Source organism: Ochrobactrum sp. P6BSIII (assembly GCF_014138065.1).
Taxonomy (GTDB): domain Bacteria; phylum Pseudomonadota; class Alphaproteobacteria; order Rhizobiales; family Rhizobiaceae; genus Brucella.
The window spans coordinates 424838-436846 of the sequence record NZ_JACGXB010000003.1; the positions used below are offsets into that span (position 1 = coordinate 424838).

The window sequence follows — 12009 nt, forward strand, 5'->3', positions numbered from 1 at the left end:
AGCCCGGTCTCGCGACCGGGCTTTTTCTATTAGAGCATTTCTAGCGAAAGTGCGAAGCGGTTTAGCGCAGGATAATGCGTGAAAAGCGAATTCTCACCAGCTGCCGATATTCTCGGCGGAAGCCCAGGGCTCCTGCGGTGCAAGGCTCTCGCCCTTCTGGATCAGCTCAATGGAAATGCCATCCGGCGTCTTGATGAAAGCCATGTGGCCGTCGCGTGGTGGGCGGTTGATGACGATGCCGGCATCCTGAAGCTTCTGGCAGGTGGCGTAAATGTCGTCTACTTCATAGGCGAGATGGCCGAAATTGCGTCCGCCCTTATAGGCTTCCTTGTCCCAGTTATAGGTCAGTTCCAGCGTTGGGGCGCGCTCTGCCTTGGCGCGTTCTGCATCGCCGGGGGCGGCAAGAAAGATCAGCGTGAAACGCCCTTTTTCGTTTTCGATGCGGCGGGTTTCTTCAAGACCGAATTTATTCACGTAGAAATCGAGAGATTCGTCGATGTCGCGGATTCGAACCATCGTGTGCAAATAGCGCATATTATTCTCCTGAAGCATTTCCAGCATGTGCCGAAGCGTTTGGGGCTCGCGAAGGGATATAGCAAATAGCAGGCGCTTTTCCACGTTTCACTTTTTGTTTTGCAGTTTCGGACAAGCGCAAACCTGCAATGTCGTCAAAAAACATCACATGGGGAATTGCCCTCGGGCGGCATTGCCATATGTCCCGAAATGAAGTCGGTTTCAGGGCTTTGCGGCAGGTGCGGTAACCATGGAAACACAAAGTCTGTGATGATCGTGGGGGAGAACAAAAGTTTAGGCTTGCCGCCTCCGGTTAATGAAGTGTTATTCTTTGATTAAGAATCAGCTTTGAATCGCAACGGAAGAAAAGAGGAGGGGCGAACGCATGGCGGACAAGTCTGTGTCGAATGACCAGTTTCACAGCCAGCACGCCTCGGAAGAGCTGGGCGATATCATTGAAATTTCGGGCCACATCAAGTGGTTCGACGTGGCCAAAGGCTACGGTTTCATTGTGCCGGATCAGCCGGGCCTGAACGATATCCTGCTTCATGTGACGTCGCTTCGCCGCGATGGCTTCCAGACGGCACTGGAAGGCGCACGAATCGTCTGCGAAGTTCGCAACGGTGAGCGCGGCATGCAATGTTTCCGCGTTCTTTCGATGGACACATCCACTGCCGTTCATCCGGCGCAGATGCCGCCGCAGCGCACGCATGTGACGGTCACGCCGTCGAGCGGTCTTGAGCGCGTCATCGTCAAGTGGTTCAACCGTACCAAGGGTTTCGGCTTTCTCACCCGCGGTGAGGGCACCGAGGATATTTTCATTCATATGGAAACGCTGCGCCGTTTCGGCATGATGGAATTGCGTCCCGGTCAGGTCGTGCTCATTCGTTTCGGTACGGGCGACAAGGGCCTGATGGCTGCTGAAATTCACCCTGATATCGGCACGGCCATCCCGGTTTCACACTGATTTTCCAAGCAAGTTGAACCTGTCTTCCCAAAGTGAAAGCGCTTTGGGAGGCGGATATGCGTGAAATTGGCCTTTGATGCGGCCCGCTTTGAACTGTCTGTGACTATTGTAGTCAAAAGGCGGTGAGGGGTGGCCCTTCGTCTCTTGTCCCCAATAGACCGCGTTGATAATCTCCCCGCCCGAATTGCAGGTTTTTGGCGTGGGTTGAGTATGGCTCGGTTCTTTTTCGTTTTTGCATTTTTATTCGCAGCTTTCGGCGCGCAGGCGCAGGAAAAGCAGCCGATGCGCTTGCCAGTGGATGCCGCGCCGCTGACCTTTATTACGGCCAAGGGCAATAAACTCCCCTTTGCGCTGGAAGTGGCGGATTCCGACGATGCCCGTGTGCGCGGGCTGATGTGGCGCACCGATTTCCCCAAAGACCGCGCAATGATCTTCGTTTTCGGTGAGATGCGTCGCGTGATGATGTGGATGCAGAACACCCCACTGCCGCTGGATATGGTTTTCCTTGACGACAAGGGCCGTGTCACGGCAATTCACGAAAATGCGGTGCCCTATTCGGAAAATATCATTTCATCCGAAGTGCCAGCAGCCTTTGTGGTCGAGCTTCTCGCCGGTACGGTAAAGCGTACCGGCATCAAGAAGGGCGACAGGGCCGTCCACCGCGTGATATGCGGCGAGTGTCGATCCTAATCGCGCCAAGCACCGCCGACGGAACAATCAAAAGGAATGAACAGTTGAGTGCCCTCGATATCGAATATTTCGAAAATGACGGCTTGCGTCTTGCATATCGTCAGGATGGAGAAGGCGATCCGATCCTGCTGATCCACGGCTTTGCGTCTTCAAGTCTGGTCAATTGGGTTTCGCCGGGCTGGTTCCGGACGCTGACCGAGGCGGGCTATCGTGTCATCGCCATTGATGATCGCGGGCATGGTTTCTCTGCAAAAAGCCACAATGCGGGAGATTACACGCCGACCAAGATGGCGGGCGATGCGGCTGCACTGCTCGATCATCTGGGCATCGAGAAGGCGCATGTGATGGGCTATTCGATGGGCGCGCGGATCACCGCGTTTCTGGCCATCGAGCATCCGGAGCGTGTTCACAGCGCAATTTTCGGCGGATTGGGCATCGGCATGGTCACCGGGGCTGGCGACTGGGAGCCGATTGGCGAGGCGCTTCTGGCGGAAGATCCGACGACCATCACCCATGCGCGCGGGCAAATGTTCCGGAAGTTTGCAGACCAGACCAAGAGCGATCGCATTGCACTTGCAGCCTGTGTGATCACCTCGAAGGAACTGGTTCCGGCGGCAGCCATCGCACGGATCATGCAACCGGTATTGGTTGCCGTCGGCACAACCGATGACATTGCTGGCAACCCGCAGGATCTGGCCGATCTTCTGCCAAACGGTCAGGCGCTCGATATCCCGGGGCGCGACCACATGCTGGCCGTCGGCGACAAGGTTTACAAGAAGGCAGTGCTGCAATTTCTCGAGGAAAATCCGCTCTGATCGCCCTATAGGGCCTGTGTCAATTTCTGCGGTGTCAAGGCAAAGCGTTTTCAGTTATGCTGCGCGCCGAACTCGTATTGCGGTGCGGAGCCATGCCGGAAAATTCGGCTTTTGTCTGGCCCGCGCGGTGCAAAACCGGAGTATATCCATGTCTGTTCGCTCAACTGCGAAATTGAATGCCAGCCTCGGGCAAGTCGATCCTATCTGGCACTCCATCCGCGCCGAAGCGGAGGAAGCCGCCAAGTCCGACCCGGTGCTGGGAACGTTTCTTTACGCGACGATCCTCAACCAGCCGAGCCTTGAAGATGCCGTCATGCACCGCATTTCGGAACGTCTCGGCCATGCGGATCTGAGTGCCGATATTCTGCGCCAGACATTTGATGCCATGCTGGACGCCAACCCGGAATGGTCGCAGACCGTTCGTGTGGATATTCAGGCCGTTTACGACCGCGACCCGGCCTATAGCCGTTTCATGGACCCGATCCTGTATCTGAAGGGCTTTCATGCGATCCAGACGCACCGTCTGGCGCATTGGCTCTATCATCAGGGCCGTCGCGACTTTGCCTATTATCTGCAGAGCCGTTCGTCGTCGATCTTCCAGACCGACATTCATCCGGCGGCGCAGTTGGGCAGCGGGCTTTTCCTCGATCACGCGACAGGGCTTGTCGTCGGCGAGACCGCACTGATTGAAGACAATGTGTCGATCTTGCATGGCGTCACGCTGGGCGGCACGGGCAAGTCGAGCGGGGATCGCCATCCCAAGATTCGCCATGGCGTGCTGATCGGTGCTGGCGCGAAGATTCTCGGCAATATTGAAGTCGGTCATTGCTCGAAGATCGCGGCAGGTTCTGTCGTGCTCAAGCCTGTTCCACACAATGTCACGGTTGCCGGTGTGCCTGCCAAGATCATGGGCGATACGGGCTGCACGGAACCGTCCCGCGTCATGGATCAGTTGCTGGGCGATGGCGTGCTGGGTGAAGGCATTTAATCGTTCCAACGCAGAACGCACAGAATCCGGGCCGCTTGCTGGTTTTTTTCCGCAAGCGGCCTATATCTTGTCGAAAGCGGTGGTTAGGCGCTAAAACCCCGAAGGACTGGCTCCCCAGGGGTTTACATCACAAAAGACCGGGTGCAATAAACCGGCCTCATTCAAATTCAGGAGAAGCCGGTTGAAACCCGAAGAACTCAAAAAACTGGACGCCTATTTCAAACGGACCTTCAACAATCAGGGCCTTCAGGTGAAGGCGCGCCCGCGCAAGAACGACTCGGCTGAGCTTTATATTGACGACGAGTTTCTGGGCCTGATCTACAAGGATGAGGACGAAGGCGAACTGTCCTACAATTTCTCGATGGCTATTCTCGACGTCGATCTCTAAGGCGCGACTTCGAAAAATCGCAAGATTTTTTCGAACGTGACCCAGGATGATCCGTCATAGGCCGACAATCTGACGCCCTTTCTGCATTGCGGAGAGGGCGTTTTGTTTAGTTATTTCCCAACAGATGCCCGGTTGCGAACTGTCGCATGGCTTCATCGAGTGTTTTCCACTCGGGCAGCATATCGCGGGGGAAGCGATAGAGAATCTGCAGCCCTTTGCCGAACTGGATATCGCGCTCGCAGGCATTGAAGTTTTCCGCCGATGCATCGCTCATGCACCGTGCCACGAACGCGGGATTGCCACTTGTCGTATCGGAGAGGACCAGTTCTTCGCCGGTGTAGCCGCTGCCTTCCGTAAACCGGTGGACGGTCAGCCCTCCCGGTAAAGCTTCGCCCTCCGGCTCAATCAGCGCAGCATAGATCGGCAGATAGCGTCCGCTCATGTCGCGGGACATGGTGCGCTCTTCGATCGACATGAATAGCAATTGCCGTTTTGGCGTCAGCAGATTGAAGATTGCGCGGTCCGCTTCGGTATAGCCAGTCAGTCCGGGCCAGCGCGCGTATAGATCGAGGCGTGTCGTAAGGCCGTCGCGCCGCTGATTGGAAAAGCGGATCATATTGGCTGGTATCGACAGGACATTATTGCCGATCAGCACTTTATAGAGATGCGTGCTGTCGGAATGGCCGCCGCGCGCAATCATCGGGCCGAGGATGCGCCCGCCAATATTGATTGTGACGGAAAGCACGACAAGCACGGCAATTGCCAGCAAAACGCGGACGAACAGCCGGTTGCCATCTTTTGTCGTGGTGGTTTCGATTGCGCTTTCCATTCGGCGGGAATGCCATGCTGATGATATTGCAGCGATTATCGGCCTTTTATGGTTAACGGAGCATGAAGCCGCGCTTGTTCCGCATCCAAAAAAAGCTTAGCTCTTTTCATGACGACATTCTGATGGAGGAGCCCACATGCCGATTTATGCTTATAACGGACACAAGCCACATTTCGCAGACCGCGCCAGCAACTGGATTGCGCCGGATGCGACACTGATCGGCAAGGTGGTCGTGGGCGAGAATGTGGGTTTCTGGTTTGGCGCTGTGCTCCGCGGCGACAATGAAGTGATTTCCGTCGGGGATGACACCAATGTGCAGGAACACTGCATCATGCATACCGATATCGGCTTTCCGCTGACCATTGGTGCAGGCTGCACCATTGGCCATCGGGCGATCCTGCATGGATGCACGATCGGCGAGAATACGCTGATCGGTATGGGCGCTATCGTGCTCAATGGCGCGAAAATCGGCAAGAACTGCCTTATCGGCGCCGGTGCTCTGGTGACGGAAGGCAAGGAAATCCCGGACAACTCGCTGGTTGTGGGCTCGCCCGCGCGCGTTTTGCGTGAGCTGGACGAGGCGGCGGTGGAAAAGCTGAAGCTATCCGCCAAGCATTATGTCGAGAAGGGGCATTCCTTCATGCGCGGCATGGAACCAGCCTGACATCTCGACAATAAAAAAGGACGGGGCCAGAGGGAGACTGGCGACCCGTCCTTTTATCGAAATCGGCGTCTGATCAGTTCTTGATGCTGCCGACGAGGATGTCGCGGTCATCCTTGATCGAAACCCAGCTGCCGCTATTCGCCGTCGACTGACGCTTCAGGTAGGTGTAGTCGGTCTTGTTCCAGGCCAGAACGCGCTCATCGAGATTGTCGAGAATGAAGTCGCCGCGGTCGGTGCGAACCGTCAGGACGGCATGGCCGTCACCATTCGGCTGGCGAACGACTGTGAACAGCAGCGTGTTGGCAGGAATGCCAAGCGCCATCAGCTCGCGCTGCTTTTCCAGCATGTAGTCGTCACAGTCACCAGCGGTTACCGGATATTCCCAATATTCCTCGCGACCCCAGACTTCCATGTCGGTGGCCGGCTTGATTCGTGTGTTGACGCTGTCATTGACGGCAATGATCTGCTGCCAAAGCTTCGGCGTCAGCTTGAGAGCATTGGTGTTGCGGCTGACGATTTTGCATTCGGCCGGATAGCGTTCGCAAAATTCATAATGTCCGATCGGCTGCGAGGTACGCTCGCCGGTGCTCATCCATGGCGAGTTGGAGGCCGGGTTCGCTGCCTGGGCCAGCCCGACGCCAATCAGCAGAAGAAATGCTGCGATGATGGTTTGCTTGGTCATTCTTTTGTCTCCCTGTTGGAGATCAAAATGACCGGGACAATTTGAAGCCGCGCAAATTTGAGCGCGAAAATGCGATTCAAATTCGATTAAAACTGCGCGGAATACTGAAACTTTTTGTAAAGAAAGCGGCTATTTCAGCCTGAAAACGCGGGTTTTCGCGTGATTTCCATGTTTATACCCACGAAGGCGGTTTGCCAATCCGTAACCTTGACAGACGTTCATCTTTTCAGCGGTGTAAGTGTCTGATCCAAAAGTCGCCATGCCGGGCTGCAAATGGCAATTTCTGCGCTTCCGGTGCTCATGTACCCAAAAGTACACTCCGCTCCGGTTCTCGAAATCACCATTTTCGCTACGGCCTGCCGCTTTTTGATTCATACACTAAGAATTAGGAGAAAAGCCCGTCGAGCGTGGTGCTGGTCTGGATTGTGGCGAACTCGATGGCGAACCCGTCTGCGAAATGGCGCACGACCCGTCCGCGGATCGGCCCCAGCAGAACACCGCTCTTGATGGCGGGCTTGACGTCACATTCGATAGCCGCGCCTGAAAGCGACAAGTCGGCAATACGGCAGAGCAACTGGGTGCCATCGGGGAAGGTGACATTCTGATGCGACTTGCGCGGTACGACACGCTCATGGCGGCGATCTTCCGGCAGGGAAAGTTCATGCCGGTTGGCAAGCCATGTCAGCTGCGCTGAAAGCTTGTCCTTCTTGGTCGCGGTATTGGTGAGAAGAAGGTGAAAGCCTTCTGCTGAAATCTGGTAGGCCGTGCCTTCGATTCGTCCGACATGGTCGATATAGGCAATGATACGCTCGCCGTTGCGCGGCGTTGCGATACCGGTCATCAGGGCGGTGCCGGGCGACATGCGCTTCAGGACGCAAGGATATTCGCTGCGGTTTTCCAGCATATAGCGACCGTTGAGATCGACATTCACGGCATTGAAATTATCCTGCCGCCCGCTGTTCGCAGGTGATGTCGCCGCAAATCCCCTCATTGAAGCTGGCCCATCTCAGTCTTTCGCCAATAACCTGTTATTTACGTTACACTTAAAGCAGTTTTGGCGCAAAAGAGAAACTGTGATTTCAGGCTTTGCCGCCATTGATGACGCGCAGATGCGGTGCCTTGCGCATGGGTTGCGTCGCCATGCGAGTTTCCGTCCATTGGCGGGTACGATTCGAAGCATTGACTGTGAAGATGGCCGCCTTCACCGCTTCGTCGGCAAGCGCCACGTCCGGTGCAATCGGCTCAATATGGTTGAGGTGACCGAGCACCAGAGGGTCGGCGCCTGCCCATGTCACATTGTCCAGAACGGCCATGCTGCCCATAAGGCCGACGCGACCGTTGCTCGTTTCCAAAGGGACGAGCAGCATTTCAAAGCTGAGGCTGCGACCCGAAAGACTGATTCCATCATGAAGGCTCAGCGCCGGGATCTGCATCGCGCTGACATTCTGCGCCAATTCACTGAGGGCAGGGCGGTCACGCTCCGGCCATAAGGATAACAGGCGCACGCCTTTCAGTTCGCGACCGAACAGGGTGCAGATTCGCGTACCGCCAAGACGAAAGACCAGTTCGCCATTTTCGTCGGCTTCCACGAAAAAGAGATCGGACAAATGCCGACCGAGCCGACGCGGTTCGACATCGGTGCGCTGCGGCGCCTGGAAACCGTGCTCAAGATCGTCATTGCGATCAAAGGCCAGTCGCTGCCATTCGCTGAAGATCGCGATCGTGCTGCGGTGTTTCATCGTGCGCCGTTCGTTTGATTCTGGGTGAATTGGGAATGCTGGTCGTTTGCGAAGCGCCTTGGCTCCGGTTCGCGACCATTAAAATAGTATTAACGGCGCAGATGCCAGCTTAACCCTTTCTTCATCCACGACGCTCGGCTGTTAAGGTTAACAACAAGTAATTCTTGCAATGCGGATAGTGCTGGCGTTTGATGAGGACATCAGACGAAGCCATTGTCTTGGTTGGCGTTTTTCTGAGATCCAGTCGTAATTTTTGCGAATCTCGGTGGTTCGCGTCAGGGCCGGTGGTTGACCTCCACTGGCCTTTATTTTTAACGATTTCTATCCTATCAAATGCTGGTTTCGCCACGTGAGCGGTCCGATTGGGCCGATTGTCGTTTCTGGGCCTGACTGGCCCCATCGCGGTTTCGCAATCTGGAAAGCAGTGTTCATGGTCCTTCCGCAACCGGAAATGCAGGGTAATCGCGGTCGTTCGGGCGGAAGTGAGCCGATCTTCAATATTCCAGGCGTGGTGATCGCGCTGATCGGCATCTGCGTCGCGGTCTATGTCTATCAGAACTATCTGATCAGCGAGCAACAGAACTATGAGTTCATGCTGAACTTCTCACTGATCCCGGCGCGGTTCTCGATGGCGGGCGGTTTTTCTGACCCGGCAGGCCTGTTCACGCTGATCAGCTATTCCTTCATGCATGGCGGTATCGAGCATATCGTGGTCAATATGATCTGGCTTGCCGCCTTCGGTTCGCCTCTGGCCGGGCGAATCGGAACGGCTCGCATGATCATTTTCTGGATTTTCACGGCGATTATCGCCGGACTAACGCATTATGCGGTTTATCCGGATAGCGTGACTCCACTGGTAGGGGCTTCGGGCGCGATTTCCGGCATGATGGGCGCTTCGGCGCGCTATGGGTTCCGGCGTGTGAATTCCGGACGACGCGCAGAATTTGCCGGTCCGGTGCTGCCGGTTGGCTTCACGCTGACGCTGAAGCCTGTCCTGACCTTCGTTGGCGTCTGGTTTGTGATCAATATCATCACCGGTCTCTACACGACCGGCGGCGCTGATTTGTCGGGCATTGCCTGGGAAGCGCATATTGGCGGTTTTATCGCCGGTTTCTTCGGGATTTCGCTGCTTGATCGTCCGCGCAGCTATGACGCAGTTCTAAGGCGTTAGAACAGTTCCCTCCCAGTTTTATGGTACTTGCTAAACGTGCAATCAAAGCGCACCATCATGGAACGCGGCGGGAGGAGCTGCGTTCTGTTTTCAGGTGTTTGAGCGCCTGAAACAGCGAATGCTAAATCTTGGAGGGACTTGGCATGACAGTAAGATCGATTCTCGAGAAAAAGGGCAGGGATGTCGTTGTAATTGCACCTGCCGACACGCTTTCCCATGCCGTTGCCATGTTGAACAAGCACAAGATCGGCGCGCTGGTGGTTTGCGACGAGGCCGGTCATATCAAAGGCATTCTTTCCGAACGCGATGTGGTCCGGGCGCTGTCCGTCAAGGAAAGCGGCGCGATGGCCATGCCGGTTGCAGAGGTCATGACCGCAAAAGTGCAGGTCTGCCGGGAGCATCACACGATCAATCAGGTCATGGAAATCATGACGCGCAGCCGTTTCAGACATATGCCGGTTGAAGAACACGGCAAACTTGTCGGAATCATCTCTATCGGTGACGTCGTGAAACGGCGAATCGAAGATGTGGAGCGCGAGGCCGACGAAATTCGCACCTATATCGCGACCGCTTGAACATATTCGTTCAACAATGCCATGCGCCGGTAAGAAATCTCACGCGGCGCATGGGGCCGAATCAACGATTGCGCAAATAGCGCTCTGCCGCATAGAGCGAAATCGCTGCGGCGTTTGAGACATTGAGCGATTTAATCTCGCCGGGCATATCGAGGCGTGCAAGTGCCGTCACGGTTTCCCGCGTCTTCTGGCGCAGGCCTTTTCCTTCCGCACCGAGAACCAGAGCGATTCGTCCGCCGGCAAGCGTTGCTTCCATTTCCTGCGGGCCTTCCGAATCAAGGCCGATGGTCTGGAAACCCAGACCATGGAGTTCTTCAATCGCTTCGGCGAGGTTTCTCACCTCTATATGCGGGATAAGTTCAAGCGCACCGGATGCAGCCTTGGCCAGAACGCCGGTTTCCTGCGGGCTGTGGCGGCTGGTGGTGATCAGTGCTCCTGCACCAAAGGCCACAGCCGACCGCATGATCGCGCCGACATTGTGCGGATCGGTCACCTGATCAAGAACCAGCAGAAGCGGGCTTTCCTGAAGTTCAGAGAGTTTTTTCGCACGCAGCGGTTCTGCTTCGATCATCACGCCCTGATGCACGGCGTCGGAACCGGTTTCCTTGTCGATGTCTTTCGGATCGACAATTTCGACGGGGAAGGGCAGCGAATCGGCTTCTCCGATTTCAAGCCGTGCAAAACCATTGCGCGTCGCGCGCATGCGCAGAATCTTGCGAGCCGGATTTTCAACGGCTGCGCGCACTGTATGCAGCCCATAAAGGCGCACAGTGCCATCCGCGACGGCGCTGGCCAATATGGCGGCGCGCTGGGGCCTGTGCGGCGCCTTGCCTTCTGCTACGGCTTTCTGGTCGCGATGCTGGCGGCGCAGGCGCGCATAATGAGTATCTTTAGGGGTGCGGGGCGTGTTCTGATCGGTCATGGCGCGCTTATAACTCTTAAGAGAGAGGGAAGATAGCTGCTTGCCCTGTAAATACTATCAGGCTGTTATGGCTGCCTATTAAGAGGCGAAAGCCCGCATGTCCTGATTTTTTTGCATATCCGAATGCCTGCCTGAGCCCGGTCTTTTGGAATGCTTTGGTCAAACTGTGGATAGGCATGCATTCTTTTCGCTTTTGCCCTGTTGACAGGGGAAGCGCTTATCGTCATAAGGCCCCCGTGGAGCGACGGCGAGCCCAACAGCCAACCGACCGCTTCGCAAAAATGCCTAGTTACTCGACTCTGCTGATAGTGATATTAGGAGGAATGCCCGAGCGGTTAAAGGGGACGGACTGTAAATCCGTTGGCTAAGCCTACGTTGGTTCAAATCCAACTTCCTCCACCACTGTCGGATTAGAGTTTAGAGTATGCGGGTATAGCTCAATGGTAGAGCAGCAGCCTTCCAAGCTGAATACACGGGTTCGATTCCCGTTACCCGCTCCAGTTTTCAAGAGCGGATAGGCGTGTAGGGAATCATCGACGGGCGGTTCGCCGTTCCGTTTTGGCATAAATGCTGGCCCCGAAGCCAATCGGCTTTTGCGCTGGCGCTTGAGCGGTTCTAGAACAAAGAGAACAACGGCGATGGCTAAGAGCAAATTCGAACGTAACAAGCCCCACGTTAACATCGGCACCATCGGTCACGTTGACCATGGCAAGACCTCGTTGACTGCGGCAATCACGAAGTTCTTCGGTGAATTCAAGGCGTATGACCAGATCGACGCTGCACCGGAAGAACGCGCCCGCGGCATCACGATCTCGACGGCTCACGTTGAGTACGAAACCGCAGCTCGTCACTACGCCCACGTCGATTGCCCAGGCCACGCTGACTATGTGAAGAACATGATCACCGGCGCTGCACAGATGGACGGCGCGATCCTGGTTGTTTCGGCAGCTGACGGCCCGATGCCGCAGACCCGTGAGCACATCCTGCTCGCTCGTCAGGTTGGCGTTCCGGCAATCGTTGTGTTCCTGAACAAGTGCGATCAGGTTGACGACGCAGAACTGCTCGA

The 12009-nt window shown here is 55.7% G+C and carries 15 protein-coding genes and 2 tRNA genes; 11 read left to right on the forward strand and 6 right to left on the reverse strand.

The features are described 5' to 3' along the window. Positions 1 to 93 precede the first annotated feature (93 nt). A complete protein-coding gene (locus tag FHW00_RS06300; RefSeq protein ID WP_078339276.1) occupies positions 94 to 534 on the reverse strand; it encodes a VOC family protein in 441 nt (146 codons plus the stop codon). Positions 535 to 898: 364 nt separating this feature from the next. Here FHW00_RS06300 and FHW00_RS06305 point away from each other — a divergent pair, with 364 nt between their 5' ends. The 5 genes from FHW00_RS06305 to FHW00_RS06325 all read left to right on the forward strand — a co-directional run bounded on the left by FHW00_RS06305 (position 899) and on the right by FHW00_RS06325 (position 4361). Continuing rightward, entirely contained in the window at positions 899 to 1480 is a 582-nt protein-coding gene (locus FHW00_RS06305) for a cold-shock protein (RefSeq protein WP_078339275.1), read from the forward strand. Between the two features lie 210 nt (positions 1481 to 1690). After that, positions 1691 to 2170: a DUF192 domain-containing protein gene (locus FHW00_RS06310; RefSeq protein WP_078339274.1), complete on the forward strand. Its 480-nt coding sequence runs from the start codon at positions 1691 to 1693 to the stop codon at positions 2168 to 2170. A gap of 44 nt (positions 2171 to 2214) precedes the next feature. Next, positions 2215 to 2985 (forward strand): alpha/beta fold hydrolase, encoded by a 771-nt coding sequence (locus FHW00_RS06315; RefSeq protein WP_078339273.1) that lies wholly within the window; start codon positions 2215 to 2217, stop codon positions 2983 to 2985. Between the two features lie 148 nt (positions 2986 to 3133). After that, positions 3134 to 3973, forward strand: a complete 840-nt coding sequence (gene cysE / locus FHW00_RS06320) for a serine O-acetyltransferase (RefSeq protein WP_078339272.1) — start codon at positions 3134 to 3136, stop codon at positions 3971 to 3973. A 181-nt stretch (positions 3974 to 4154) separates the two neighbouring features. Next, positions 4155 to 4361: a DUF3126 family protein gene (locus FHW00_RS06325; RefSeq protein WP_078339271.1), complete on the forward strand. Its 207-nt coding sequence runs from the start codon at positions 4155 to 4157 to the stop codon at positions 4359 to 4361. A gap of 106 nt (positions 4362 to 4467) precedes the next feature. Here FHW00_RS06325 and FHW00_RS06330 read toward each other — a convergent pair whose 3' ends face one another. After that, the gene (locus tag FHW00_RS06330; protein WP_078339270.1) at positions 4468 to 5190 is read right to left on the reverse strand and encodes a hypothetical protein; all 723 of its coding nucleotides are present in this window, start codon (positions 5188 to 5190) and stop codon (positions 4468 to 4470) included. A 136-nt stretch (positions 5191 to 5326) separates the two neighbouring features. Here FHW00_RS06330 and FHW00_RS06335 point away from each other — a divergent pair, with 136 nt between their 5' ends. After that, positions 5327 to 5854: a gamma carbonic anhydrase family protein gene (locus FHW00_RS06335; protein ID WP_078339269.1), complete on the forward strand. Its 528-nt coding sequence runs from the start codon at positions 5327 to 5329 to the stop codon at positions 5852 to 5854. 73 nt (positions 5855 to 5927) lie between these two features. Here FHW00_RS06335 and FHW00_RS06340 read toward each other — a convergent pair whose 3' ends face one another. The 3 genes from FHW00_RS06340 to FHW00_RS06350 form a co-directional block, all read right to left on the reverse strand. Next, positions 5928 to 6536, reverse strand: a complete 609-nt coding sequence (locus FHW00_RS06340; protein ID WP_078339268.1) for a transglutaminase-like cysteine peptidase — start codon at positions 6534 to 6536, stop codon at positions 5928 to 5930. 385 nt (positions 6537 to 6921) lie between these two features. Continuing rightward, positions 6922 to 7527: a PilZ domain-containing protein gene (locus FHW00_RS06345; protein WP_078339266.1), complete on the reverse strand. Its 606-nt coding sequence runs from the start codon at positions 7525 to 7527 to the stop codon at positions 6922 to 6924. A gap of 88 nt (positions 7528 to 7615) precedes the next feature. Then, a complete protein-coding gene (locus tag FHW00_RS06350) occupies positions 7616 to 8275 on the reverse strand; it encodes a PAS domain-containing protein (protein WP_078339265.1) in 660 nt (219 codons plus the stop codon). A 430-nt stretch (positions 8276 to 8705) separates the two neighbouring features. On the opposite strand from FHW00_RS06350, the gene FHW00_RS06355 reads away from it, so the two are divergent. Together FHW00_RS06355 and FHW00_RS06360 are read left to right on the forward strand one after the other, a co-directional pair. Then, positions 8706 to 9446, forward strand: coding sequence for a rhomboid family intramembrane serine protease (locus FHW00_RS06355; RefSeq protein ID WP_078339264.1), 741 nt, complete (start codon positions 8706 to 8708; stop codon positions 9444 to 9446). A gap of 143 nt (positions 9447 to 9589) precedes the next feature. Further along, on the forward strand, positions 9590 to 10021 hold the full coding sequence (locus FHW00_RS06360) for a CBS domain-containing protein (protein WP_078339263.1): 432 nt from the start codon (positions 9590 to 9592) through the stop codon (positions 10019 to 10021). Positions 10022 to 10082: 61 nt separating this feature from the next. On the opposite strand, the gene rlmB is transcribed toward FHW00_RS06360, so the two are convergent. Then, positions 10083 to 10943, reverse strand: coding sequence for a 23S rRNA (guanosine(2251)-2'-O)-methyltransferase RlmB (gene rlmB / locus FHW00_RS06365; RefSeq protein ID WP_078339262.1), 861 nt, complete (start codon positions 10941 to 10943; stop codon positions 10083 to 10085). 317 nt (positions 10944 to 11260) lie between these two features. Between rlmB and FHW00_RS06370 the strand changes: the two genes are divergently transcribed. From FHW00_RS06370 to FHW00_RS06380, 3 genes are all read left to right on the forward strand, one after another. Beyond that, positions 11261 to 11345: transfer RNA gene (locus FHW00_RS06370), tRNA-Tyr, on the forward strand. A gap of 24 nt (positions 11346 to 11369) precedes the next feature. Further along, positions 11370 to 11443: transfer RNA gene (locus FHW00_RS06375), tRNA-Gly, on the forward strand. Between the two features lie 138 nt (positions 11444 to 11581). Further along, the coding region (locus FHW00_RS06380; RefSeq protein WP_182514639.1) for a GTP-binding protein at positions 11582 to 12009 on the forward strand (428 nt) is incomplete at its 3' end.

Excerpts from the sequence above, each read along its gene's own strand:
- FHW00_RS06350 (WP_078339265.1), bottom strand. The coding sequence starts at position 8,275 with ATGAAACACCGCAGCACGATCGCGATCTTCAGCGAATGGCAGCGACTG.
- FHW00_RS06330 (WP_078339270.1), bottom strand. The coding sequence starts at position 5,190 with ATGGAAAGCGCAATCGAAACCACCACGACAAAAGATGGCAACCGGCTG.
- FHW00_RS06345 (WP_078339266.1), bottom strand. The coding sequence starts at position 7,527 with ATGAGGGGATTTGCGGCGACATCACCTGCGAACAGCGGGCGGCAGGAT.
- FHW00_RS06310 (WP_078339274.1), top strand. The coding sequence starts at position 1,691 with ATGGCTCGGTTCTTTTTCGTTTTTGCATTTTTATTCGCAGCTTTCGGC.
- cysE (WP_078339272.1), top strand. The coding sequence starts at position 3,134 with ATGTCTGTTCGCTCAACTGCGAAATTGAATGCCAGCCTCGGGCAAGTC.
- FHW00_RS06300 (WP_078339276.1), bottom strand. The coding sequence starts at position 534 with ATGCGCTATTTGCACACGATGGTTCGAATCCGCGACATCGACGAATCT.
- FHW00_RS06335 (WP_078339269.1), top strand. The coding sequence starts at position 5,327 with ATGCCGATTTATGCTTATAACGGACACAAGCCACATTTCGCAGACCGC.
- FHW00_RS06340 (WP_078339268.1), bottom strand. The coding sequence starts at position 6,536 with ATGACCAAGCAAACCATCATCGCAGCATTTCTTCTGCTGATTGGCGTC.
- FHW00_RS06305 (WP_078339275.1), top strand. The coding sequence starts at position 899 with ATGGCGGACAAGTCTGTGTCGAATGACCAGTTTCACAGCCAGCACGCC.
- FHW00_RS06360 (WP_078339263.1), top strand. The coding sequence starts at position 9,590 with ATGACAGTAAGATCGATTCTCGAGAAAAAGGGCAGGGATGTCGTTGTA.
- FHW00_RS06355 (WP_078339264.1), top strand. The coding sequence starts at position 8,706 with ATGGTCCTTCCGCAACCGGAAATGCAGGGTAATCGCGGTCGTTCGGGC.
- rlmB (WP_078339262.1), bottom strand. The coding sequence starts at position 10,943 with ATGACCGATCAGAACACGCCCCGCACCCCTAAAGATACTCATTATGCG.